This is a genomic window from Wolbachia endosymbiont of Chironomus riparius, from assembly GCF_918315375.1.
In genome coordinates this window covers 410226-435048 of the sequence record NZ_OU906733.1, presented here as the reverse complement: position 1 = coordinate 435048, position 24823 = coordinate 410226, and the positions used below count along the sequence as shown (strand labels likewise).

Annotated in this window: 21 protein-coding genes and 1 pseudogene; 13 read left to right on the top strand and 9 right to left on the bottom strand. The window is 32.3% G+C overall.

Annotation, left to right across the window (positions count from 1 at the left end):
• The first annotated feature begins 47 nt into the window (after nt 1–47).
• The gene (locus NL275_RS02665) at nt 48–182 is read left to right on the top strand and encodes a hypothetical protein (RefSeq protein ID WP_256468532.1); all 135 of its coding nucleotides are present in this window, start codon (nt 48–50) and stop codon (nt 180–182) included.
• A gap of 675 nt (nt 183–857) precedes the next feature.
• Here the strand turns inward: NL275_RS02665 and NL275_RS02055 are convergent.
• The 6 genes from NL275_RS02055 to NL275_RS02030 all read right to left on the bottom strand — a co-directional run bounded on the left by NL275_RS02055 (nt 858) and on the right by NL275_RS02030 (nt 6049).
• Nucleotides 858–1265, bottom strand: a complete 408-nt coding sequence (locus tag NL275_RS02055) for a hypothetical protein (RefSeq protein WP_253299862.1) — start codon at nt 1263–1265, stop codon at nt 858–860.
• Nucleotides 1266–1377: 112 nt separating this feature from the next.
• Entirely contained in the window at nt 1378–2328 is a 951-nt protein-coding gene (locus tag NL275_RS02050; RefSeq protein ID WP_253299861.1) for an outer membrane protein, read from the bottom strand.
• Between the two features lie 117 nt (nt 2329–2445).
• Nucleotides 2446–2820, bottom strand: coding sequence for a hypothetical protein (locus NL275_RS02045; RefSeq protein WP_253299860.1), 375 nt, complete (start codon nt 2818–2820; stop codon nt 2446–2448).
• Nucleotides 2821–3152: 332 nt separating this feature from the next.
• Nucleotides 3153–3446, bottom strand: a complete 294-nt coding sequence (locus tag NL275_RS02040; protein ID WP_253299859.1) for a hypothetical protein — start codon at nt 3444–3446, stop codon at nt 3153–3155.
• Between the two features lie 277 nt (nt 3447–3723).
• The gene (locus tag NL275_RS02035) at nt 3724–4827 is read right to left on the bottom strand and encodes a porin family protein (protein WP_253299858.1); all 1104 of its coding nucleotides are present in this window, start codon (nt 4825–4827) and stop codon (nt 3724–3726) included.
• A gap of 220 nt (nt 4828–5047) precedes the next feature.
• Entirely contained in the window at nt 5048–6049 is a 1002-nt protein-coding gene (locus NL275_RS02030) for a hypothetical protein (RefSeq protein WP_253299857.1), read from the bottom strand.
• A gap of 156 nt (nt 6050–6205) precedes the next feature.
• Between NL275_RS02030 and typA the strand changes: the two genes are divergently transcribed.
• Entirely contained in the window at nt 6206–8029 is a 1824-nt protein-coding gene (gene typA, locus NL275_RS02025; protein WP_253299856.1) for a translational GTPase TypA, read from the top strand.
• A gap of 250 nt (nt 8030–8279) precedes the next feature.
• Nucleotides 8280–8681 (top strand): hypothetical protein, encoded by a 402-nt coding sequence (locus NL275_RS02020; RefSeq protein WP_253299855.1) that lies wholly within the window; start codon nt 8280–8282, stop codon nt 8679–8681.
• A gap of 124 nt (nt 8682–8805) precedes the next feature.
• Here NL275_RS02020 and purM read toward each other — a convergent pair whose 3' ends face one another.
• Nucleotides 8806–9813: a phosphoribosylformylglycinamidine cyclo-ligase gene (gene purM, locus NL275_RS02015; RefSeq protein ID WP_253299854.1), complete on the bottom strand. Its 1008-nt coding sequence runs from the start codon at nt 9811–9813 to the stop codon at nt 8806–8808.
• A gap of 127 nt (nt 9814–9940) precedes the next feature.
• Here purM and NL275_RS02010 point away from each other — a divergent pair, with 127 nt between their 5' ends.
• From NL275_RS02010 to NL275_RS01990, 5 genes and pseudogenes are all read left to right on the top strand, one after another.
• Nucleotides 9941–10213 (top strand): hypothetical protein, encoded by a 273-nt coding sequence (locus NL275_RS02010; RefSeq protein WP_253299853.1) that lies wholly within the window; start codon nt 9941–9943, stop codon nt 10211–10213.
• A gap of 92 nt (nt 10214–10305) precedes the next feature.
• Nucleotides 10306–10569 (top strand): hypothetical protein, encoded by a 264-nt coding sequence (locus tag NL275_RS02005; RefSeq protein ID WP_370107087.1) that lies wholly within the window; start codon nt 10306–10308, stop codon nt 10567–10569.
• Complete coding sequence (locus NL275_RS02000) at nt 10570–11445, top strand: enoyl-ACP reductase FabI (RefSeq protein ID WP_253299852.1); 876 nt, start codon at nt 10570–10572, stop codon at nt 11443–11445. It abuts the gene before it with no gap.
• A 266-nt stretch (nt 11446–11711) separates the two neighbouring features.
• A pseudogene (locus NL275_RS01995) lies at nt 11712–11858 on the top strand (coproporphyrinogen III oxidase); the annotation flags it as partial.
• A gap of 282 nt (nt 11859–12140) precedes the next feature.
• Nucleotides 12141–18041, top strand: coding sequence for an ankyrin repeat domain-containing protein (locus NL275_RS01990; RefSeq protein WP_253299851.1), 5901 nt, complete (start codon nt 12141–12143; stop codon nt 18039–18041).
• Between the two features lie 40 nt (nt 18042–18081).
• On the opposite strand, the gene pyrE is transcribed toward NL275_RS01990, so the two are convergent.
• Both pyrE and NL275_RS01980 read right to left on the bottom strand, forming a co-directional pair.
• Entirely contained in the window at nt 18082–18699 is a 618-nt protein-coding gene (gene pyrE / locus NL275_RS01985) for an orotate phosphoribosyltransferase (RefSeq protein WP_253299850.1), read from the bottom strand.
• An 8-nt stretch (nt 18700–18707) separates the two neighbouring features.
• Entirely contained in the window at nt 18708–19892 is a 1185-nt protein-coding gene (locus tag NL275_RS01980; RefSeq protein WP_253299849.1) for a dicarboxylate/amino acid:cation symporter, read from the bottom strand.
• Nucleotides 19893–20016: 124 nt separating this feature from the next.
• Here NL275_RS01980 and NL275_RS01975 point away from each other — a divergent pair, with 124 nt between their 5' ends.
• From NL275_RS01975 to mnmG, 5 genes are all read left to right on the top strand, one after another.
• Nucleotides 20017–20436, top strand: coding sequence for a hypothetical protein (locus tag NL275_RS01975; RefSeq protein WP_253299848.1), 420 nt, complete (start codon nt 20017–20019; stop codon nt 20434–20436).
• Between the two features lie 93 nt (nt 20437–20529).
• A complete protein-coding gene (locus tag NL275_RS01970; protein WP_253299847.1) occupies nt 20530–20979 on the top strand; it encodes a DUF3482 domain-containing protein in 450 nt (149 codons plus the stop codon).
• A gap of 50 nt (nt 20980–21029) precedes the next feature.
• Nucleotides 21030–21434: a hypothetical protein gene (locus NL275_RS01965; RefSeq protein WP_253299846.1), complete on the top strand. Its 405-nt coding sequence runs from the start codon at nt 21030–21032 to the stop codon at nt 21432–21434.
• A 556-nt stretch (nt 21435–21990) separates the two neighbouring features.
• Nucleotides 21991–22896 (top strand): hypothetical protein, encoded by a 906-nt coding sequence (locus tag NL275_RS01960; protein WP_253299845.1) that lies wholly within the window; start codon nt 21991–21993, stop codon nt 22894–22896.
• A gap of 21 nt (nt 22897–22917) precedes the next feature.
• Nucleotides 22918–24813 carry a tRNA uridine-5-carboxymethylaminomethyl(34) synthesis enzyme MnmG gene (gene mnmG / locus NL275_RS01955; protein ID WP_370107083.1) on the top strand — a complete coding sequence of 632 codons (1896 nt, stop codon included), beginning with the start codon at nt 22918–22920 and terminating at the stop codon, nt 24811–24813.
• Nucleotides 24814–24823: the final 10 nt, after the last annotated feature.

Sequence of the window (24823 nt, the reverse complement as noted above, 5' to 3'; positions counted from 1 at the left end):
CAAAGTTATGAGTAAGCGAAAGCACAGTGTAAAAAATCATAAAGTAGATGGAGGATACTTTCCCAAATCTTGCGTTACCAGGACGAAAAGAGGTGTTAAAAAGAGACATGAGATTGATGCAAGCGAATGAGCAACCAAGTATTGGTATTTTTACTCTGAAAAAAAGAAAAAGCACACACTAAAAACACAAGTTATAGTGGAAAAAGAGAGTAATTTTTACATCTTTTTTGAACGGTAGAAAACATTATTTCTGCTTTTCAAAGAGTCAAAGGTGAGGGGATATTAGGGGAGATAAAAGTGTTTAGTAGATAGCGGCTACAGAGGTTTGCAAGAAATTCATGCAAATGAGAATAGAAGGACGAAAAAGAAACAATTAACGAAAGAGACAATAAAATTAGAAGATTGTAAGCCAAAGAGTTGTTGTTGAAAATGTGATAGGTTTATTGAAAAATTATTGCAGGTTGTAAATCTGCAGTTTCGAAATCAATTACAGCTACCAGTTTTCTTGATAAAAATGTTCATATCAAATGTTGATTTAGAACGCCATAACCTGATAATATATATGAAACTTTAATACGACTAGGAAATCCAATGCTATTTTTATTACTAGTAGAAGATCAAGATATGTTGAAGTAATATTTTTAAAAATTAAAGTTAATTATTCAATATTTTTCCACTCTCACTACTTATTTTATAACAAATTCCTAATTGAAAAAGAAATTAAAAGTTCAGTTACTAAAAAATAATAAGAGATTAGCTACTTAAGAGTTATTTTCTTTTTCACTAATCTCCTACCCTTAATTTATATAAAATTAAGTTTTACTGTTATAGAAATATGTCTTATATTCAGCAACATATTAGCCTACAATTGACATTGTATCTGTTGATGTATCATGATCTGTGATAATTTTTGCTTCATCACAACTATAATTTTTTTCTATCGCAGCTCCATCTGCCAATTTAGGAGCACCTGCCAAAGACATAGCCAAAGCCAAAGTTTCAACTTTAACTTCATCTACCCATCTATTAACATTTACCTTAGCTTCATCAAACCATTTACTAGCATCTTTAGCATTTTGCTCTGCCAAGTCAATATAACCTTTAGCAGCTTGAAGATTCGAATTAATCCAATCAAACAAAGTAAGATACTCAGCAGCCGGAATTTCAATCTTATATGATTCATTATTATACAATTTACTAGAATCAGATCTAGTGTCCTCTAGGTTATTATTTTGTATATAATGAGTTTTTGTTATTTTAATCATATTATATCTATCCAATAAAGTAACATTATAAGGCTTGTGTATTACTATAATATTTATTATAGTATAAATTTATCTACAAAACATTGATATCATCTTCTATTTTGTAAAATCATTAAAAATTAAAGGTTAGCCCAGCTTCAATATTATGCGTGGTAAGATTCACTAGTGCAGTAATTACAGGTATAGAAATAAAACGATATCCACAAAACATATTTATTTTTTTGGTTAAAGCGTAATCAACACCAAACTTGACTTGATGAGTAAAAAACAATGTTGATATATCCTTGTGGTTGTGTCCATCTGAGGTGCTATTAATATTAACCAAAGAAATTGAAGGCATTAAACTCATACCAAGATATAACCTTAAAGGTAGATCTTGTATTTTATAGTCACAGTATATATTTGGAATCAAGCTATAGATTAAAAAATTAGCACATACAAATGAATCCCAATCGTTTTTAAAATTAATATTAATTTTAGTAATTATTGCTTCAATCTCAAACTTTAAGTTATCATTAATACAGTATCCAAAAGAGATATTTGATATTAATCTTAGATCTACATTTAATTTTGTAGGTACATCTAATATATTGTTAAATATTCCTAAAAATCGCACTGTCATGTCGGCCATGTCATTCTCAGTCACAGTTAAAATGTCCTTCCACCCTCTATTATACTCGTATATTACTTTGATTAGAATTTCTTTTAAACGTTTGCTTGAAAAAATATGTGATGTCTTGGAAATGGAAGTACTTGAAAGCTTTGCATTCAAACTATGATATCTATTACTATGCATATTTTTAATTTCATCTAGCTCATCTTTTGTTATGCTGAGCTCTTTAGATACTCCCCTCATAGTATCTAGTATAGTGGTTATATTGCTGAAGTGTAATTTTCCTACGCCAGCGCTAATATAAAAATCTTTTTTGCCTTCCTCTTCAATTGGCACGTAGCCTTCGTCAAATTTGTTTAATGCTTCAATTTCAGCAATATTAAATTTCTTTTTGAAAATACTAAAGTCAGTGAAAGAAAAACATATATTTGAATATATTAAGGTGAACAATATTAAAAACCTTTTCATAAAGGAATAGATGGTACACCTATATCTTACATTATACTGATTAATTTAGTTTTAAAGAAATCTATATAGATTGCTATAACTTTCTATTTCGCAAAATTATTAAAAATAAAAGGTCAACTTAGCTTCAATGTTCTGCGTACTAGTACCTAAAATTGATATCATAGGTGCATAAAATGAACGATAACCCAAAGAAATTTTGGTCTTTTGATTAAAAGAATAATCAACACCAATTGTTGTTTGTATAGGAAAAAAAGGCATAAAGAAAGGTATATTTATGTCTTCAGATGGATTTACCTTTGGATTTACCTTAATTATATTCATATCAGATAGTAAAGTTGCAATATCTTTAATATTCTTGTTGATAAAAAAAAGTCCAATTCCCATACCCGAGCCATAATATAACTTAAAAGGTGTATTTTTTATTTGATAATCACGATAAAGAAGTTGCATATATCCACCTATAGTTGCATTCAAAGTAAAAGGTTTTTTATCAAATACGGTATTAAAATTTACTTTGGAGCCAAAAACTTCAAATTCAAGTCTGTAATTATCTCCAATGTGATACCCTAAAGATGTACTACCTGACCATCCTAATTGTATCTTACCATTATGAATGGCTGAAAGTACATCATGTTGTTTGTCAATTATTTTTTTAGACTCTTTTAGATTAGCAAGCTTACTTCCTGATTCATAAAGGATTAAGTTATTAATTTCTAATTTTGTGTAATGTAACTTATCTAACAGTGTTGAAGTTTGTTCTTTAGCCAGATTATGGAATAACTCAAAATTACTAAAATATAATTTACCTAAATTAGCACTAACATAAAAATTAAGCTTTTTTTCTTTTTTATTTTCAGATTGAGCATTAGGTGCATTCTTCTTTCATAATCCTGAAAAGTTAAATAAGCTGTTTTATTTGTACAAATCTTCTCCATTTTTTTAGCGTAGCTAGGAAATTTTTGTTTTGATATGAAAGTAGTCAGATTTTTTGATTTTTTAATTGTAGTAGTATTAATCTTCTTTTTGGAAATACTAGCGTCAGTGAAAGCAAAAGATATATTCGAATATAGTAAAATTAACAATACAAAAATCCTCTTCATTTTAATCACCCTCCTCAATAAATAATATGTGCACAACGTACCAATTATTGATTAATATGCTATTAATATTAAAATTAACATACTAATAATGTTAATTTTAACATACTATTAATGTTAAAGTAGGGTGATTTATAATTATTATCTTTAATAAAAAAACAAACTTATTTTAAAATTTTTTACAAAATTAAGTCCAATCTTAAGATTGATACAATAGTATTGAGCTTAATACATAGTAATTAATTTTTACATTGCTATAACTTTCTATTTTGCAAAATTATTAAAAATTAAAAGTTAATCCAGTCTCAATATTGTGTGTATGAACACCTAAGATTGATGCCATAGGCATATAAAACAGGCGATACCCTAGAGAAATTTTCGTCCTTTGATTTAAAGAATAATCAATACCAATTCTAGCTTGAGAAGTTAAAAAAGGTATAGATGAAGTTAATGATTGAGTACCTATATTCATAGTAATTTCACAAATTGCAGGTCCCAACCCCATGCCAGAATATAAGTTAAAAGGTGTGTTTTTAATATTATAAGTATAATATAAAGTTGGTATAAGCCCATATATCGATGCACTTAAAAGTGTATGTATCTTTTCATTAAAAGGAATATTTAAATTCATTTTGGAGCTAAAAGCTTTAAGTTCAACTTTGTAATTATCTCCAATGTAATACCCTAAAGATAAACTGGATAACCATCTTAGATCTATTTCACCATTTTGAATATTATTAGGTATATTAGTTAAAAAAACAAGCCCATCTCTTGTTTTGGAATAATAGATTTTAGTCAATTGAATTAGTTTTTCCTCTTCTTCATCATGAATAAATTGAAATAGCTTTTCTAAATTTTGAGTATATCTCTTGAAGGGTGTTGTTTTTATATATTCAATAATCTTATTTGTTGCATCTTCCAACTCGTCTCTTTGGAAAGCTGCAATAAGCTCTTTTAACGTATTATTAACATCAAAATCTTTGATCCAGAGTAATTCATTGATGTTTTCAATACAAGCTTCCAATACTTTTTTTATTTTGTGGTCATTAATTTCTGTATTTTTAAGGTATATATTTAACTCATCAAAATTTTTAGGTAGGTATTTTATTCCATATATATCACCTTTTGAAAAATTAAATATTCCAACAATCGGTTTAACATTAGTCAAAATTTTATTAATATTACTAGAATGTAATTTACCTACACTATTGCTAACATAAAAACCTTTTTTCCTTTCTTCTTTTTTTTGCATATAGTCTTTATCAGATTTTTTAAATACTTCACTTTCAGCAATATTAAATTTCTTTTTGAAAATACTAAATTCAGTGAAAGAAAAACATATATTTGAATATAGTAAGGTGAACAATATCAAAAATCTTTTCATAAAAAAGTAAAGAATACATGCATGTAGTATCTTATATTGATTAATTTAGTTTTAAAAAAATCTATATAGAGTGATTTTTAATCATTAGCTTTTATAAAAAAATAGACTTGTTTTAAAACTTTTTATAAAATTAAGTACAATCTTAAGATTGATACAATATTGAGCTTAATACATAGTAATTAATTTTTTAATTGCTATAACTTTCTATTTTGTAAAATCATTAAAAATAAAAGGTTAGCCCAGCTTCAATATTATGCGTAGTAATACCTAAAAGTGATATCATAGGCATATACAAGAAACGATAACCTAAAGAAATTTTGGTCCTTTGATTTACAGAATAATCAACACCGAGCTTGCTCTTTAAAGCTAAGGAAGGTAAAGGTATAGGTATAGGTATGAATGACTCATTATTAGTATCTTTTATATCAACTGCAAAAATTGCAGGCCCATAACCCATACCAAAATGTAAATTGAAAGGTGTGTTTTTAATGTTGTAGTCACGATATAAAGTCGGAATTACTCCAAATAAATAAGTACTTAAAGGTGTATACATATTTCCATTAAATGGAACATTAAGATTAATTTTAGAGCCAAAAACTTCAAATTCAAGCCTGTAATTATCTCCAATATAACTTCCTAAAGAAACGCTAGCTAACTGCTTATAATCTATGTGATTGTTCCGAATGCTACTAAGTATTGTAGGTAAAACAAGTATGCCCCTGATTTTAGAGTAGTATTCGCGAGCAAAACCCTCTAATTCAGATACTTTTACTTTATGAGTGAATTTAGCAACTTTTTCTAATACTTCACTTGTATTAAAACCTTCTCCAGAGATTTTTAATCCTGTATTGATTATTTGTATAAATGATTTTATTGTTTTATTACTATTTGCTTTATCATTAATATATGTATCAAATTCTGTAAATTCTTCAGGTATAGCTTTCAGTGCATCAAGAACCTCTTTCGAAGGTGTAAGATGTTCAATGTTTCCTTTGATAAAATTGAAAGTATAATTAAGATTGCTGAAGTGTAATTTTCCTACGCCAGCGCTAATATAAAAATCTTTTTTGCCTTTCTCTTCAATTGGCATGTAGCCTTCGTCAAATTTGTTTAATGCTTCACTTTCAGCAATATTAAATTTTTTTTTGAAAATACTAAATTCAGTAGAAGAAAAACATATATTTGAATATAGTAAGGTGAACAATATCAAAAATCTTTTCATAAAAAAGTAAAGAATACATGCATGTAGTATCTTATATTGATTAATTTAGTTTTAAAGAAATCTATATAGAGTGATTTTTAATCATTAGGTTTTATAAAAAAATAGACTTGTTTTAAAACTTTTTATAAAATTAAGTTCAACTTTAAGGTTTATAAAATGGAATTTAACTCAATACGTAATATTGCAATCATTGCACACGTTGATCATGGTAAGACTACTCTACTTGATAACATGCTAAAACAAAGTGGTACATTTCGTGAGAACCAAGAAATCCAAGAGCGAGTAATGGACAGCGGCGACCAAGAGCGTGAACGTGGTATTACTATACTTGCAAAATGTACATCAGTAATGTGGAATGAAGAAAAAATCAATATTATTGACACGCCAGGACATGCAGATTTTGGTGGAGAAGTAGAAAGGGTTCTATGTATGGCTGACGGGGTATTGTTATTAGTTGATGCTGCAGAAGGTCCAATGCCGCAAACTAAATTTGTGTTATCAAAAGCACTGAAGGCAAATTTAAAGCCAATTGTAATAATCAATAAAGTTGATCGTCCAGACAGTAGAATTGATGAAGTATTAAATGAAATATATGATTTATTTTTTAATTTAGATGCAACGAATGAGCAATTAGATTTTCCGGTGTTATATGCTTCAGGAAGAAATGGTTGGTGTGTTAAGGAAATTTCTGATGAAAGAAAAGATTTAACTCCTCTGTTTTCAACAGTTCTAGACTATATAAATCCCTCTAATTATGATCAAAATGCACCATTTGCCATGTTGGTAACACTACTTGAATCTGATAAATTTCTTGGTCGAATATTGACGGGTAAAGTGTATCAAGGTAGTGCAAAAGTGAATTCAGACCTGAAAGTACTAGATTTAAATGGAAAAGTAATTGAACGTGGAAGGTTAACTAAATTACTCTCATTTTCTGGCTTAAAACGTACTCCTGTTGAACAAGCTATGGCAGGTGATATCATAGCAATTGCAGGACTTGAAAAAGCTTCAGTATCAGATACCATAGCAGGGCCTGAAGTAACAACCGCCATAAGTTCAACTCCCGTTGATCCACCAACAATGGCAATAACAATCAGCGTTAATGATTCGCCTTTTGCAGGACAAGAAGGTACAAAACTTACCTCAACTGTTATAAAAGATCGTTTATATTCAGAAGCAGAGACAAATGTTGCTATTACGGTTACTCCAACTACTAATGGTGAAGCATTTGAGGTAGGTGGGCGTGGCGAATTACAGCTTGGAGTGTTAATTGAAAACATGAGAAGAGAAGGCTTTGAGCTTTCTGTTTCACGTCCTAGAGTATTATTTAAAGATGAAGGCGGTAAAAAACTTGAACCTATAGAGGAAGTGGTTATTGATGTAGATGATGAGTATAGTGGTATCATCATGGAAAAGCTAAGTTTTCGCAAAGGTGAAGTTATTGACATGAGGCCTTCTGGTAATGGGAGAACAAGGTTGACGTTTTTAGTGCCATCAAGAGGATTAATAGGTTATCAAGGAGAGTTTTTAACCGATTCTCGAGGTACAGGAATAATAAATCGCTTATTTCACAGCTACGCTCTACATAAGGGAACAATTTCTGGTAGACGTAATGGGGTTTTAGTTTCTACAGATAAAGGTGAGGCTGTTGCTTATGCAATTTTTAACTTGCAAGACAGAGGAATTATGTTTGTTAAACCACAAGATAAAGTTTACTGTGGTATGATCGTTGGTCAACATAGCCGTGATAATGATTTGGAAATAAACGTTTTAAAAGGTAAACAATTAACAAATGTAAGGGCTTCCGGTAGTGATGAAGCGGTTAAACTTACTCCACCAAAAATAATGACATTAGAAGATATGATAGCATATATAGATGATGATGAATTAGTGGAAGTAACACCTAAGTCTATACGGTTACGAAAAAAATTTCTTGATCCTAATGAACGGAAACGTATCAGCAGAACAATGCGTAAATGATACATACCCTTTAATATCTAAATGAAGATATTGCTCTGTATTAAAAAAATAGTTGTATTGCTTACATAGTACACAAACCATAATTATTGATTAACCAAGAGGAAAAATATATTAATGTGTGATGTATTATCGGTACAAACAATATTTTATTATTTTAATCACTATTTTACAGTTTATTTTATACCAAAATAAATATATTTTTAACAAACTAATTCTATAATCCTGTAATTTATATTAAAGGAGATATAATATGATGTATAATAATTTCATGGGAATAAAAACTAGTGGAGAACTAGAGCAAGTGTCGAGTGATGACAATGACTACAATCCCAAAGATGATTGGCTAGTAAAGACTTATAATACTATTAATCCTGCCAGTCGTTGGATAAAAGGTGCTGTTGAAGATACAGCCAATTGGACAGATGGTGCTGTTGAAGATACAGCCAATTGGACAGATGGTGCTGTTGAAGATACAGGCGATTGGATAAAAGGTGCTGTTGAAGATACAGCCAATTGGACAGATGGTGCTATTGAAGATACAGGCGATTGGATAAAAGGTGCTGTTAATAGTTTAAAGAATTTTTTTCACCCTAGTAACAGTACAAATTATGATGATATAAATTCATATGATCCTTATACAATTTATGATTGATACTTATACAAGGTTAAACATAAAAATGATTGTATAAAACTAGTAAAAATTAAATAGTAAGAGATTAGTGAAAGAAATACCTCTGAAGTAGCTAATCTCTTACTATTTTTTAATAACTGAACTTTTAATTTCTTTCTTTAAGCTTCCCTATAAACCTAATTTCTTCACCATATTTTTTGAAATGACTCTCTATATCGTGCAACCTTGTAGGTGATATAATTAAAGCTATACCAATTCCACAATTAAAAGTCTTTAACATTTCATCCTTTGCTACATTCCCCGCTTCTTTTAGCCATAAAAACACATCAGGCCATTTCCATGAATCGGTATCTATATTTACAAAAAGATTTTCAGGAAGAACGCGTGAAATATTGTCTAATAATCCACCGCCTGTGATGTGTGCAATACCTTTAACTAATGACATTATAGGTAATAAACAATCAACATATATTTTTGTTGGTTCAAGTAATATTTCACCCCAAGATTTATTATCCCATGGAGATAAATCACTATAACTTATATTTAAGTCTTTAAAGATCTGACGTACTAAGGAAAATCCATTTGAGTGAATGCCACTTGATTGTAAACCAATTATATAATCTCCCTCTTCCATAATGTTATAATTTGGAAGAATTTTACTTTTATCAACTACACCAACTACAAAGCCTGCAAGGTCATAGTGATTATTACCATACATTCCAGGCATTTCTGCAGTTTCCCCACCAATGAGTGCAATGTTGGCTTTTTTACATCCTTCTGCGATGCTCTGCATAACATCAAGCAAAACTTTTTCACTTAATGTACCAGTTGCAAAATAGTCAAGAAAAAACAAAGGTGTTGCTCCCTGTGCAAGTAAATCATTTACACACATTGCAACTAAGTCTACACCTATGGTGTCATGTTTGTTTATCTCTTGTGCTATTAATAATTTTGTACCCACTCCATCAGTCGAAGAAACAAGAACAGGATGATCATATTGCTTACTTAACGTAGCAAAATCAAACAGCGCTGAAAAAGAGCCTATTTCACTAATAACTTCTTTTCTAGCTGTTCCTTTTGCAATAGGCTTGATTTTTTTTATTAACTTGTTGTATGATTCAAGATTTACACCTGATTTAGCATAAGTGCTCATATTAATTCGATTATCGTTAAAATTATGTTAATCTTCAAACAAAAAAAACGCAATAAAACTTTATTCAAATTGATTATCTTATATATATTAATTTAACATCACGTTAAATTAGTTTTTTTATTTAGTTATGAGCGGGAATAAGTTATTAATAATAGAAGTACTATCAGGACGTATACTACATGACTTTGCCAACTCCATGAACAGCATTGTGTTTGGCTTGGAGGAATGCAAAGTTGGTGATCAAAAAGCGGGGATATCATTAATTCAAAAGGGGTTCGATCATCTATTTGTAAAGTATAAAGTGATGAAGCAAGCATATTCTGCTTCAGGTGACAACTTAAGTTTTTATAAAACCAAATCAAATATCGAAAATTATTTATTAAAAAAAAAATTACATTGATATGGGAAACGTTGAACTTGAGTCTTACAGAGAGTATAATCGAAAGGGTAAATAAAATAATTTCTAGCATAATATTAACCATATCAGATACAGTGGCAGAAATTGATCAAATACTAATCCTACTTACTCAAGAAGAAAATAAAATTCTATTAACTATTAGAATTTTCAATGAACATAAATCTCTTAGTAAATATTTAATAGATAAATTAATCAATAAAAGTACAATTGACCTAGACACAAAAAATGTAAATACTTATCTCACATTATTATTGTTAGAAAATTATAATGCAGAAATTTCTTTTAATTATGAAAGTAATCTTATAGAAATAAATGTAAGTATTTTATCTGGTGTATAAATGACAAGAAAATTTTTACAAGGCAAAAAGGGGTTGATAACTGGTGTAATAAATAAAAGGTCAATTGCATATGGAATAGGTAAAGTTCTATCGGAGCATGGAGCTGAATTTGCAATGACTTATCAAAATGAAGACATTAGAGAAAAGTTATTACCTATCGCAGATGAATTTACACTTGATAAAGAATTAATACTGAAATGTGATGTTAGTAATGAGGAAACAATAGATAATGCTTTTAACATAATACAAAAAAAGTGGAAAACTATAGATTTTTTGGTTCATGCAATAGCTTTTTCTGATAAAAATGAGTTAAAAGGAAGATATATCAATACTTCACTTAGCAACTTCCTAAATGCAATGCACATATCATGTTATTCCTTTACCGCTTTAGCACAAAGAGCTGAAAAAATCATGCAAGATGGTGGTAATTTACTTACTTTATCTTACTATGGGGCTGAAAAAGTTATGCCAAATTATAACGTCATGGGTTTATGCAAAGCTGCACTTGAAGCAAGTGTGAAATACTTAGCATGCGATTTAGGACCAAAAAATATTAGAGTAAATGCTATTTCTGCTGGCCCAATTAGAACTTTAGCATCTTCAGGAATAAGTGATTTTCATTTCATTTCAGAGTGGAACAGGAATAATTCTCCACTTAGACGAAATACTTCTATAGAGGATGTGGGAAAGGCAGCATTATATTTACTTAGTGACTTAAGTAGCGGAACTACAGGAGAAATCTTACATGTTGACTCAGGGTATAATGTAGTAGGAATGAAAGTAACAGAAGAGCAAACAGAAGCATCAAATAAAACATCTCATATAAATGAAGATTTTGGAAATTTGCACAAAAAATGTTTTACTAAAATAAATTGATTTGCACTAAACAAGACTGAAAATGAAAAAAGTTAAGAACAATATAAAGAAAGGAGAAAATACAAACAAAAGCCAAAATTATAATTGTTGAAATTAGCAAAATAACTCGGTCAAGTATGAAAGATACTCAAGAGACACATTTTCAGGAGTTATATGCAAATGGATAAAACAAGCAAGATCTCTGCTAGCAGATAGAGTTTTTAAAGAAAGAGCATTAGGTAAAACATTTCTAGAATTATACTTGCATATCATACAAAAACACATGTTGGACGAATGAGCAGCGTGAATGCCAATTAATAAAACGTAGTAGGTATAATCTGCTATATGACCGTGGTAAAAAGTTTGGTTTAATGACAGACGTCAATCCGAATGCAATTATGATGTCAATGCCTCCATTAGTTAAGAGGTTATAAAAAAATCAGGAACTTTTTTGTACAGTAACTGAATGTGATAAAATAGATTAGGTTCTTGGTTAATAGCCCCTCATTTTTTTTGTAATTTTATATTCTGATTTGCTAGTAAAAGATTCTAAATTTTCTTAAATTTCACCAGATTTTTTTTAATTAAAAAAGTATTTTATTTAAAAACTTAATTTAACAGATTGTTATGCTTTATTATATATAATTACTCTGATTTGCATTAGCACATCTATAAACTTTATTGCTGTTGAACACAAAGCATATATTTGAGTGAAAATGACCCTTTTAGATAAAAAATTACCTCTTAGTAAAGTGGAAGGCGATGACCTTGTTAAAAATTCTATAGAAAAAAGAGCTAATGTTAAGGAAACTACTCCTTTACACAGTGCTGCTTCTAATGGTCACACGGAAGTAGTAAAACACCTCATAGAAAAAGGAGCTGATATTGATGCTCAAGATAAATTTAACAGGACTCCTTTACACATAGCTGCTTATAATGGTTACAAGGAAGTAGTTAAATACCTTTTAGACAAAGGAGCTGATATTGAGATTCAGAACGAATCGGGTAACACTCCTTTACATCTTGCTGTTGAAAAAGGTTACAAGGAAATAGTTAAATACCTTATAGAAAAAGAAGCTAATATTGAAGCTGAGAATAAAAATTATCAAACTCCTTTACATCTTGCTGCTGAAAAAGGTTACAAGGAAATAGTTAAATACCTTATAGAAAAAGAAGCTAATATTGAAGCTGAGAATAAAAATTATCAAACTCCTTTACATCTTGCTGCTGAAAAAGGTCACACGGAAGTAGTAAAACACCTCATAGAAAACGGAGCTGATATTGAAGCTCAGAGCAAATTTGGTGAAACTCCTTTACATTTTTCTGTTGAAAAAGGTCACAAGGAAATAGTTGAATTACTTTTAAAAGCAGGAGCTGATCCTACTATAATAAAAAATATACACAAAGATCTAATTGATGCTGTAACAGAAGGTGGTCTTAATACAGTTAAAAATCTTATAAAAGTATATGATCTTCATGATATTAAGGATGAAGATGGCAGAAATCTTTTACATATAGCTTCTTGGAATGGTAATTTAGAAATAGTTAAATGTCTTGTTGAAAAAGGAAAATTTCCTATTGATAGTAAGAGTAATTTTAATAGTGAAACAGCTTTACATACAGCTTGTTATTATAATGATGAGTGTATAGTAAAATACCTTATAGAAAAAGGAGCGGATGTTAATGCTCAGGATAAAGATGATAAAACACCTTTACACCTAGCTGTTAATCAAGGTAACAATGAAGTAGTTAAATTACTTTTAAAAGCAGGAGCTGATCCTACTATTAAGAATAGTAAGGATAATACAGCTCTTGAATTAGACAAAAGTAGTTATTTACAATCTACAATAGAAAAGATACACAAAAATCTAATTAATGCTGTAACAGAAGATTATCTTAATATAGTTAAAAATCTTATAAAAGTATATGATCTTCATGATATTAAGGATGAAGATGGCAGAAATCTTTTACATATAGCTTCTTGGAACGGTAATTTAGAAATAGTTAAATGTCTTGTTGAAAAAGGAAAATTTCCTATTGATAGTAAGGGTAATGTTAATAGTGAAACAGCTTTACATACAGCTTGTTATTATAATAATGATGAGTGTATAGTAAAATACCTTATAGAAAAAGGAGCGGATGTTAATCTTCAGAATAAAGATGGAAAAACAGCTTTACACCTAGCTGTTAATCAAGGTAACAATGAAGTAGTTGAATTACTTTTAAAAGCAGGAGCTGATCCTACTATTAAGAATAGTAAGGGTAATACAGCTCTTGAATTAGACAAAAGTAGTTATTTGCAATCTACAATAGAAAAGATACACAAAGATCTAATTGATGCTGTAACAGAAGGTAATCTTAATACAGTTAAAAATCTTATAAAAGTATATGATCTTCATGATATTAAGGATAAAGATGGCAGAAATCTTTTACATTTTGCTACTAATCAGGGTCACAGGGACATAGTAGAATACCTTATAGAAAAAGGAGCTAATATTGAAGCTCAGGATAAAAATGATCAAACACCCTTATTCTTTGCTATTCAAAAAGGTTACAAGGAAATAGTTAAATACCTTTTAGACAAAGGAGCTAATATTGAAGCTCAGAGCGACTTTGGTAAAACTCCTTTACATTTTGCTACTAATCAGGGTCACAGGGACATAGTAGAATACCTTATAGAAAAAGGAGCTAATATTGAAGCTCAGGATAAAAATGATCAAACACCCTTATTCTTTGCTATTCAAAAAGGTTACAAGGAAATAGTTAAATACCTTTTAGACAAAGGAGCTAATATTGAGACTAAGGATAAAAATGGATGGACTCTTTTACATTTCGCTGTTAGAACAGATCACAAGGATATAGTAGAATCCCTTATAGACAAAGGAGCCAATATTGAGGCTCATAACGACTTGGGTAGTACTCCTTTACATCTTGCTGTTAAAACAGGTCACAAGGACATAGTAAAATACCTTATAGAAAAAGGAGCGGATGTTAATCTTCAGAATAAAGATGGAAAAACAGCTTTAGAGATGGCTGATGAAAGTAATTATTGGAATATAGTACAACATCTTGTAGAAGAAAGTGATATAAATGCAAGTACTAAAGCTTCAATAGTGAAAAGAGCTGCAGATAATGAGAGTTTGCAAACTAAGATAGCGGATGAGTTGAGGAATAATCCAGGAAAAGTAAAAGGTGTGCCAGGTGAACGGGGTTCACAAGGTGAAACTGGTGCTCAAGGTCCGGCTGGTGCAGAAGGTAAGCCTGGTGCAGCTGGTAAAGATGGTGCTCAAGGTCCGGCTGGTACAGAAGGTAAGCCTGGCACGGCTGGTAAAGATGCTAAACCTGAAGAAGTTGCAGAGAAATTAAAAGCAGATGTATCCTTTCAAGCTTCTGTAAAAGGTGTGCCAGGTGAACGGGGTTCACAGGGTGAAACTGGTGCAGCTGGTCCCCAAGGTCCGGCTGGTGCAGAAGGTAAGCCTGGCACGGCTGGTAAAGATGCTAAACCTGAAGAAGTTGCAGAGAAATTAAAGACAGATGAATCTTTTAAGTTGTCTGTAAAAGGTGTGCCAGGTGAACGGGGTTTACAGGGTGAAACTGGTGCAGCTGGTAAAGATGCTAAACCTGAAGAAGTTGCAGAGAAATTAAAGACAGATGTATCCTTTCAAGCTTCTGTAAAAGGTGTGCCAGGTGAACGGGGTTCACAGGGTGAAACTGGTGCAGCTGGTCCCCAAGGTCCGGCTGGTGCAGAAGGTAAGCCTGGCACGGCTGGTAAAGATGGTGCTCAAGGTCCGGCTGGTGCAGAAGGTAAGCCTGGCACGGCTGGTAAAGATGGTGCTCAAGGTCCGGCTGGTGCAGAAGGTAAGCCTGGCACGGCTGGTAAAGATGGTGCTCAAGGTCCGGCTGGTGCAGAAGGTAAGCCTGGCACGGCTGGTAAAGATGGTGCTCAAGGTCCGGCTGGTGCAGAAGGTAAGCCTGGCACGGCTGGTAAAGATGCTAAACCTGAAGAAGTTGCAGAGAAATTAAAGACAGATGTATCCTTTCAAGCTTCTGTAAAAGGTGTGCCAGGTGAACAGGGTTCACAGGGTGAAACTGGTGCAGCTGGTCCCCAAGGTCCGGCTGGTGCAGAAGGTAAGCCTGGCACGGCTGGTAAAGATGCTAAACCTGAAGAAGTTGCAGAGAAATTAAAGACAGATGAATCTTTTAAGTTGTCTGTAAAAGGTGTGCCAGGTGCACAAGGTCTGAAGGGTGATAAAGGTGAAACTGGTGCTCAAGGTCCGGCTGGTACAGAAGGTAAGCCTGGTGCAGCTGGTAAAGATGGTGCTCAAGGTCCGGCTGGTGTAGAAGGTAAGCCTGGCACGGCTGGTAAAGATGCTAAACCTGAAGAAGTTGCAGAGAAATTAAAAGCAGATGTATCCTTTCAAGCTTCTGTAAAAGGTGTGCCAGGTGAACGGGGTTCACAGGGTGAAACTGGTGCAGCTGGTAAAGATGCTAAACCTGAAGAAGTTGCAGAGAAATTAAAGACAGATGTATCCTTTCAAGCTTCTGTAAAAGGTGTGCCAGGTGAACGGGGTTCACAGGGTGAAACTGGTGCAGCTGGTCCCCAAGGTCCGGCTGGTGCAGAAGGTGAAACTGGTGCAGCTGGTAAAGATGGTGCTCAAGGTCCGGCTGGTGCAGAAGGTAAGCCTGGCACGGCTGGTAAAGATGCTAAACCTGAAGAAGTTGCAGAGAAATTAAAGACAGATGTATCCTTTCAAGCTTCTGTAAAAGGTGTGCCAGGTGAACAGGGTTCACAGGGTGAAACTGGTGCAGCTGGTCCCCAAGGTCCGGCTGGTGCAGAAGGTAAGCCTGGCACGGCTGGTAAAGATGCTAAACCTGAAGAAGTTGCAGAGAAATTAAAGACAGATGAATCTTTTAAGTTGTCTGTAAAAGGTGTGCCAGGTGCACAAGGTCTGAAGGGTGATAAAGGTGAAACTGGTGCTCAAGGTCCGGCTGGTGCAGAAGGTAAGCCTGGCACGGCTGGTAAAGATGCTAAACCTGAAGAAGTTGCAGAGAAATTAAAGACAGATGAATCTTTTAAGTTGTCTGTAAAGGGTGTGCCAGGTGAACAGGGTTCACAGGGTGAAACTGGTGCAGCTGGTCCCCAAGGTCCGGCTGGTGCAGAAGGTGAAACTGGTGCAGCTGGTAAAGATGGTGCTCAAGGTCCGGCTGGTGCAGAAGGTAAGCCTGGCACGGCTGGTAAAGATGCTAAACCTGAAGAAGTTGCAGAGAAATTAAAAGCAGATGTATCCTTTCAAGCTTCTGTAAAAGGTGTACCAGGTGAACGGGGTTCACAGGGTGAAACTGGTGCAGCTGGTCCCCAAGGTCCGGCTGGTGCAGAAGGTAAGCCTGGCACGGCTGGTAAAGATGCTAAACCTGAAGAAGTTGCAGAGAAATTAAAGACAGATGTATCCTTTCAAGCTTCTGTAAAAGGTGTGCCAGGTGAACAGGGTTCACAGGGTGAAACTGGTGCAGCTGGTCCCCAAGGTCCGGCTGGTGCAGAAGGTGAAACTGGTGCAGCTGGTAAAGATGGTGCTCAAGGTCCGGCTGGTGCAGAAGGTAAGCCTGGCACGGCTGGTAAAGATGCTAAACCTGAAGAAGTTGCAGAGAAATTAAAGACAGATGTATCCTTTCAAGCTTCTGTAAAAGGTGTGCCAGGTGCACAAGGTCTGAAGGGTGATAAAGGTGAAACTGGTAAAGATGGAGTCAGCCCAGAAGCTAGTGCTGTGGCTAATGAATTAATTCAAAATAAAGCTGCTGAATTAGGACAGGCTATTTTAAAAGCCGATGATAAAAACTTAATAGTAGAAGCAGTTACAAATAAATTAGAAGAATTTGCAAAAAAAATACTTGATTCACCTTATGAAAAATTACCAAAAATAGTCCTTAAAATTGTAAAGGGAGAGAGTCATGAAGAATTCAGTGAGGCAAATATAGCTTTAGAGGGAGCGGGTACTATAGCTGCTTTCTCTCAAATTGGATATTTCTTTCGCGACAATGAATTGCATATACGCAACCATATTACAAATGAAGACGTAATCATACCTAGAGATTTTCTTTTTTTGAAGGTGATAGAAGATAATTTCGGAGATGTTAAGTTAGCTTTTTGTAATAATTTAGGAATTTATTTTTTTGAATATAAAAAATATGATCAAGAATACGCAAATCTACCATTTGAATATAAATTTATAGATACTCGATACATCAAAGTAGAAAAAAATTTTAACTTTGATAAATATAACTCTTATCAACCATTACTTGTGCTAAAAAAAGGTCACCCAGAAGGAACTTCCTCAAGAGATTTTAGTGCAGAAATATCGGACTTTAGTGAGAATAAAAAAATAGGTACTTTAATTGATGAGCTTTGTATTTATAAAGGTGATCGCTTACATTGCTCAAATTATCACAAAGGGTTAATAGATCATGATTATGATTCTAAAGATCTAAATATTAAAATCCATGATAGTAAAATTCAGATTAGAGATTCGAAAAACGATTCAATAATAGAAGATATTCAGGTGATACAAAACGATAACTATAATTTATTGGATTATATGTTGGAAAAATTGATTTATCTATAATAATTTTCAGCACTTTATATAAGTAAGTTTAAAAATTTCTTCAAGAATTATTTGTTGTTGAGTAAAAACTTAAATATTCTCTGCTTCCTGGTCTGCTAACAGGTAATTCTTTTAGATGATCAGGTAGTTCTGTTTTACTGTAGTCTTTGATATTTAAATCAAGAAGAGATATGACAGGAAAAGGTAGGACTACTTCACTTTTCCTCTTTATCAGTGCAGCTTCAGCAATAACTTGTCCTCCATTTTCTTCAATGCATTTTACAGTCTCAAGTGAAGATTTTCCTGTGGTTATCACATCTTCTATCAATAATATTTTTTCTCCTTTATGAATTTGAAAACCACGACGCAGTTCAAATTTGCCATGAACACGTTCGCAAAATATAGTTCTTATTCCAAGTTGCCGACCAATTTCATAGCCAATAATAATACCACCTATTGCAGGAGCTACTATAAGATCTAAAGAATTGCTCAACTTCTCCTGTATTTTACTCACCAACCATGAACAAATCTTCTCTGCTCTGATTGGATTTTCAAAAATTTTAGCACACTGTATATATGTATCACTATGCAGTCCCGATGAAAGTATAAAGTGACCATGTAAAATTGCTTTACTCTCCTGAAATTCCTTTATTATTGGATCATTTTTATTCAATATCATTTTATACCTTAAGTTTCATTTTTATATTCTTTATCAATTACTCGGGTAATGCAAACATCAGACCAAACATTTATTGCAGTTTCAAACATATCTATTATTGTATAAATCGGCAGGATAAGACCCATGATGTGCAAAGGAATATTCATTGATACTAGATAACTAGTTGCCATAAAGTAGCACCCCATCGGTACTCCAGCATTACCGATTGCTGCGCCAGTTGCTAAAAAAATCCATATAAACATTTCATTTAAGGAAAAGTTATATCCATTAACCTCAGCAACAAACATAACAGTGATGAGAATAAATGCAGCACATGCATTCATATTAATTGTTGTACATATTGGTAAAATAAATGAGGATAACTTCTTTGAAACGTTCAAATTTCTCTGCACGCAATCTATAGTTGTTGGTAATGTTGCACTAGATGATTTAGAAAAAAATGCAAGAGTTAATGCTGGTATAACTCCTCTCAATGTTTGAATTGGTGATATGCCTTTATACCAAATAAATGCTGGCAAAATTACAAAAGCTTGAACAAAATTTGCACACATTATACAAATAAAGTACCATAAGAGATTGTACAATTCACTACTACCTTTTAAATCATGTAAAAAGCATGTAATAAAAGACCAGATAGCAAAAGGAATAAATTTTAATAATAGTTGTGCAATTCTAAGTAGCGTATCAAAAAGTGCGGAAAATACTTTGTGTAATATATCTTGTTTTTCTGCGTTAAGCGAAACAATAGCACTACCCATTAAGAAGGCTATTAATATGCTTCCAACGATGTTGTTTTCAAGAAAAACCTGAATAAAATTAGAAGGAATGAGGGATTTTAAATATGAAAAGTAACTGTAATTATTATTATTTACATTCTCTATTGTATAGCTTATGAATTTTTTTTTTGCTGGATCTATTAATAAATAGAGCACTGATGCAACTAATGCAGCTATAATTGTTGTTATTAGAGTGTAAAATAGCGTTCTTTTCACTAAGTTTTTTATTTCAACAGAATCCCTTAATCCTGAAATTGTTGATACTATGGAAAAAAAGACCAAAGGCAAGCTTATTAATTTTAATAAACTGATAAAGATATCACTAAATAACTTTGCTACTTCAAATATAAATTCATTGTTTAGATAGTACGAAATTACCGCAAATAGTATAGAAAAAAGTATTGCAAACTTACGCATCAAAAATCACACTTCAGAAATAACATTATACAAGTATCTGTTTATTTTCAAATTACATTGATAAACAATGAAAATAATGTTAATATATTATATATAATTATAAATTAAATATAAAAAGAATAGTATGAGTGAAGATTTTAAAGATTTTTTAAAAGCTTCTGGGCTCTCTACAACAATAGGTGGTATGATCGGATTAGGTCTAGGTCTTATACCTCTTTCACCTTTTATTATTGGCATCATTGTTAGTTCAGTATTAATTGCTACATGTATTGCATACGTTATAAAAATAAAAAACAATGACTTGTACAGAAAAGATATTATTCAGCTAACTAGTACATGTGTTGCTGGTGTAGTGACTGGAGTTGGTCTTTCTATAGCTGCGAATGTTCTTTTTTTTGGTGTAATGTTAAACCCTTTGTTGGTAGCTACTTCAGTGGGTATAGCAATAGGATTTTCGATGTCATTAACAAGCTTATTCACTGGGGAATTTATAGCTACACAAATAGATGACTATATACATGCAAAAAATTCCAAATCAATTTAACTAAAACTAAAGTTAACTTTACTTATTTTTAGCAAAATACTTTACAAACAAGTAAATATAATGATATTATTAATAAAATGTTAAGAGATAAATATGGATAAAGAAACTAAAGACTTTTTAAAATCTTATGGATTATTGATAGCCATGAGTGCTGTAAGTGGTTTTGGTTTAGGTTTTACAGCTTTATCACCTTTAGTTGTTGGTGGAATTGTTGGTTGGGTATTTCCTATATTAGTAATGATCTTTTATATAGGAGCGCTATATAATGAAACACTTAAAGATCTGTTATGTAAAAAGGAAACCACAGAGGATGATATTAAACGTCATATAATAGGGTTTGGCATAGCAACAGTTATAAGTGCTATAGCTGGAATTGGCCTTGGTGCAGCTGCAAATGCTTTATTTCCTGGTGCAATACTTGGAGCAGCTTTGGTAGGTGCAGTAATAGGAGCTTGTACTCAATTAGTCAGCTTACCCGCAGCGCGTTTAATAATTGATACATTAGATAAATATAAGTTCACAGAACAACCAGCAAGAACGTAAGTTTTGCACTTAAAATACAATTTTATTGTTTAGATAGCACTCAGAATAGTATGGAAAAAAAAGATTTTATAGAACTTGCAGTCCTTTTTGGTGTACCGTCTACATTTGCTGTAGTCGGTGCTAGCCTAAGTTTTGTAGGTTGTTCACCTTTAATTATATGTGGAATTGTTTCTGCTATATTACCTGCATTGGCTACAGCTTTGTCTATAATAGAGTTGGTGCGTATCCCTAAAAATGGATGGAAACTTGAACCATGTATAGCACAGGTTGCAGGTTTATCATTAATTTTAAGTGCTTTTGTAGGAGTTGGCCTTGGTGCAGCTGCAAATGCTTTATTTCCTGGTGTAATGCTTGGAATAGGGTCAGCAGCTTTGGTAAGTTCAGCAGTAGGAACGACTGTAACAATTGGAACACTTTATGCGTTAGCAGGAACTTTTATCTTATTTACAAAATAATTATGGATTCGATAAAAGAAGATTAGGTATAAAAAATACCTTTTTTTAGAGGGTTTGAGTGAAAAGGAAGCCTAGAAGATTTAGATAATACTAAAAATAAAGATATCCACACTGTAAACCAGTTATCTAAAAATGCCAACAAGCTAAAGATGGATTGAGGGGCGAAGTATAATTGTAATAAAAGATTATATATTTTTGCATAAGTTATTGATAGTAAAACGATACGTGATTTTTTATAATTTTCTTGCTTGGCGTGGGAGAAATCTGTTTAGCATCTACTTTGCCACCTATTTTGACATTAATTACTTATGGTAGGAGTATTAATATGAAGTCAAATTATCTGAAAAGTATAGATCAATACATTTGGAAATTAAGCATTAAAATATTTAGGTCAAGAAATGTACTGGAGTGATATCAACGGTATATTTTGCAACTTAATGCAATTGGTTTACACAAATAAAGGAAGCTCGGCGTATCTTTCATAAAAGTAAAAGATGGCACTTGAAAAAGTAGTTATCTTCTTGTATAATTAATTTAAATTATTAAGGTAATTAGTATGGTTTTATATATTAATAATAAAGTTTACAGTAAGGATTCTCCAATAAATGAGATATTAGATGCCATTAAAAATCTCCCTGCTCCATTTCCAAATGTAAAAACAGATTTTGATAGTACAATTTATGACTTGCAGCAAGAAGGATTTTTTGATTTTGTGATTACTAAAAAAGATGGCACAACAGATTTTAATAATGAAATAATTGGAAAAGATGGAACTATTTTCAAAAAAGAAAGTGTGCTGGATGGAGAGTGCTATTATGTTAATGAGGGTAATGTCAAATTTGCAACTGATAAGAAACTCAGCACAACTAATGTTCAGGATTGTGTTGCGTTGATTATACAGGATGTAAATACTAAAAAGACAGCTTTAGCTCATATCAGCTTAGGCTCTTCACGAAAGTTCATCAAAAGTATTTTTAATTATATGCCTGATGGTAAAAAAGAAGTGATTATGATAGGCGATAGGTATGGTAGCAGATCAAAAGGATATTCTGAAGCAACTAACACACGAAAAATACTAAACATTATATTAGAAGATGAGCAGGATATATTTATTAACAAATCATATATTTTTGAGAAGTCATACATTGTTGATAAAAAACTTAGTTTTATGGAAGCATCCTATGATTTGAACACAGCAAAAGGTGATATTATACTTGACACTACAAATTTAACAGTGAAGCCTGGTTTTCCAAGTAAATATATTCCACGTGGAGATGTCGCTCATGATAGAGTTAATGACTTAGATAGGCTACTTGAGTTGAGTGATGATAGTGAAAAGGTGGCTATGTATAAAAAAGATATGGAAGATGTATGTTATGGTGTTTATACAAAATCTCCAAGAAAATTGTTTGAGCAATTTAATGTGACTTCAGTTGTTATGGAGTATGGTTGTAATCTTTAATAAATTCCTTTACATTAATACATGAGATATATGTACGATGTAATTGTAGTAGGTGGTGGACATGCAGGATGTGAGGCAGCTACAGCTTCTGCGCGTCTTGGTGCTCAAACTTTACTGATAACTCATAAAATTTCCACTATTGGAGAAATGTCATGCAATCCAGCTATTGGAGGTATTGCAAAAGGTGTTGTGGTAAGAGAAATTGATGCTCTTGATGGTATAATGGGCAAGGCCATTGATAAATCAAGCATACATTCAATGATGTTAAATAAAAGTAAGGGTGCGGCAGTATGGGGACCACGTGCACAGGCAGACCGTAAGTTGTATAAATGCGCAATTCAGGAGATAATTTTAAATTACAGTAACTTGACAGTAAAAGAGGAATCTGTTGATGATTTTCTTATAGAGGTTGATGATAATGGAAATTCTTATGTTAAAGCAGTAGTAACAAATTCCGGAGAGTATATATTTGCTGGTAAAGTTGTTCTGACTACAGGAACCTTTCTTAAAGGAGTAATTCACATAGGAGAAGAGACAACTCCAGCAGGAAGAATAGGTGATAAACCTTCAACAAAACTTGCTGATACACTAAGTAGGTATAATTTTAAATTAGGCAGATTACGTACCGGCACTCCGCCAAGATTGAATCGTAATACTATAAATTGGTCAATATTGAGTGAGCAAGTTGGTGATCATCCTCCAGTTAAATTTTCATACTTGACTGAAAGTATTAATCAACCTCAAGTTTCATGTTTCATTACTTATACTAACGAAAACACTCACAAAATAATAAGAGAGAACCTTCACAGGTCAGCTTCTTCATACTTAGATGATGTTATAGCGCCAAGGTATTGTCCTTCAATTGAAGTTAAAGTTAAAAAATTTGCAGAAAAAAATAGCCATCAGGTATTTTTAGAGCCGGAAGGGCTTGATGATGAAACTGTATATCCAAATGGAATTTCTAATTCACTTCCTGTTAATATACAAAATGAAATGGTAAAGAGTATAAAAGGTCTTGAAAACGCAGAAATACTAAGACCTGGATATGCAGTTGAATACAATTATGTAGATCCAAAAGAACTGGACCATACCCTTGAAACGAAAAAGATTAAAGGGCTATATTTTGCAGGTCAAATTAATGGTACTACTGGATATGAAGAAGCGGCGGGACAGGGGATAATTGCGGGAATTAATGCAGCACTGTCTGCCTCTGGTAAAAGAGACGCCTTCATTCTTCATCGCACTGATTCATATATTGGTGTAATGATAGATGATTTAGTGACTAAGGGGGTCATAGAGCCATATAGGTTATTTACTTCTCGTGCAGAATATAGGTTGTCAATCAGGTCAGATAATGCTGATAGAAGATTAACAAAGAAAGGTTATGATATTTCCCTTGTGTCACATGAAAGGTATTCTGCTCTACAAAATAAACTTCAATCCGTTATACAACTCGAAGCAAAACTAAAAAATCTTACCATTACTCCTGAGGGTTTGGCCCCGTATGGAATCAAAATTTCTTATGATGGAGTAAAAAAAACAGCATTGGATTTACTCAGTTATCCGAATGTCACCTTAAATAAGTTAGAAAAAATATGGCCAGAATTAAATATTATTCATAATGAGTCATGTGAAATAATTGAAATTGAAGCAAAGTATAAACCTTACTTGGTAAGACAAGAGGCAGATATAAAATTTTTACATGAAGAAATTAATACTCATATTCCTCTGAATTTTGATTATTCGAACATTAAAGGGTTATCAAATGAAGTAATGGAAAAATTGCAGATAATCAGACCAACTACCGTAGGGGTTGCAAAACAGATTCAAGGTGTTACCCCAGCTGCAATAGTGAGTATATTAGTGTACCTTAAGAGTAATAAAGTAAGCAATAGTTGCAAAAATTTTTGTAACTAAATAACAAACG

Coding starts and splice junctions, on each gene's coding strand:
- NL275_RS02000 (WP_253299852.1), top strand. CDS start 10,570: ATGACAAGAAAATTTTTACAAGGCAAAAAGGGGTTGATAACTGGTGTA.
- NL275_RS02665 (WP_256468532.1), top strand. CDS start 48: ATGGAGGATACTTTCCCAAATCTTGCGTTACCAGGACGAAAAGAGGTG.
- NL275_RS01970 (WP_253299847.1), top strand. CDS start 20,530: ATGGATAAAGAAACTAAAGACTTTTTAAAATCTTATGGATTATTGATA.
- typA (WP_253299856.1), top strand. CDS start 6,206: ATGGAATTTAACTCAATACGTAATATTGCAATCATTGCACACGTTGAT.
- NL275_RS01990 (WP_253299851.1), top strand. CDS start 12,141: ATGACCCTTTTAGATAAAAAATTACCTCTTAGTAAAGTGGAAGGCGAT.
- NL275_RS01980 (WP_253299849.1), bottom strand. CDS start 19,892: ATGCGTAAGTTTGCAATACTTTTTTCTATACTATTTGCGGTAATTTCG.
- NL275_RS02035 (WP_253299858.1), bottom strand. CDS start 4,827: ATGAAAAGATTTTTGATATTGTTCACCTTACTATATTCAAATATATGT.
- NL275_RS02030 (WP_253299857.1), bottom strand. CDS start 6,049: ATGAAAAGATTTTTGATATTGTTCACCTTACTATATTCAAATATATGT.
- NL275_RS01960 (WP_253299845.1), top strand. CDS start 21,991: ATGGTTTTATATATTAATAATAAAGTTTACAGTAAGGATTCTCCAATA.
- NL275_RS02040 (WP_253299859.1), bottom strand. CDS start 3,446: ATGAAGAGGATTTTTGTATTGTTAATTTTACTATATTCGAATATATCT.
- pyrE (WP_253299850.1), bottom strand. CDS start 18,699: ATGATATTGAATAAAAATGATCCAATAATAAAGGAATTTCAGGAGAGT.
- NL275_RS02010 (WP_253299853.1), top strand. CDS start 9,941: ATGAGCGGGAATAAGTTATTAATAATAGAAGTACTATCAGGACGTATA.
- NL275_RS01965 (WP_253299846.1), top strand. CDS start 21,030: ATGGAAAAAAAAGATTTTATAGAACTTGCAGTCCTTTTTGGTGTACCG.
- NL275_RS02055 (WP_253299862.1), bottom strand. CDS start 1,265: ATGATTAAAATAACAAAAACTCATTATATACAAAATAATAACCTAGAG.
- purM (WP_253299854.1), bottom strand. CDS start 9,813: ATGAGCACTTATGCTAAATCAGGTGTAAATCTTGAATCATACAACAAG.
- mnmG (WP_370107083.1), top strand. CDS start 22,918: ATGAGATATATGTACGATGTAATTGTAGTAGGTGGTGGACATGCAGGA.
- NL275_RS01975 (WP_253299848.1), top strand. CDS start 20,017: ATGAGTGAAGATTTTAAAGATTTTTTAAAAGCTTCTGGGCTCTCTACA.
- NL275_RS02020 (WP_253299855.1), top strand. CDS start 8,280: ATGATGTATAATAATTTCATGGGAATAAAAACTAGTGGAGAACTAGAG.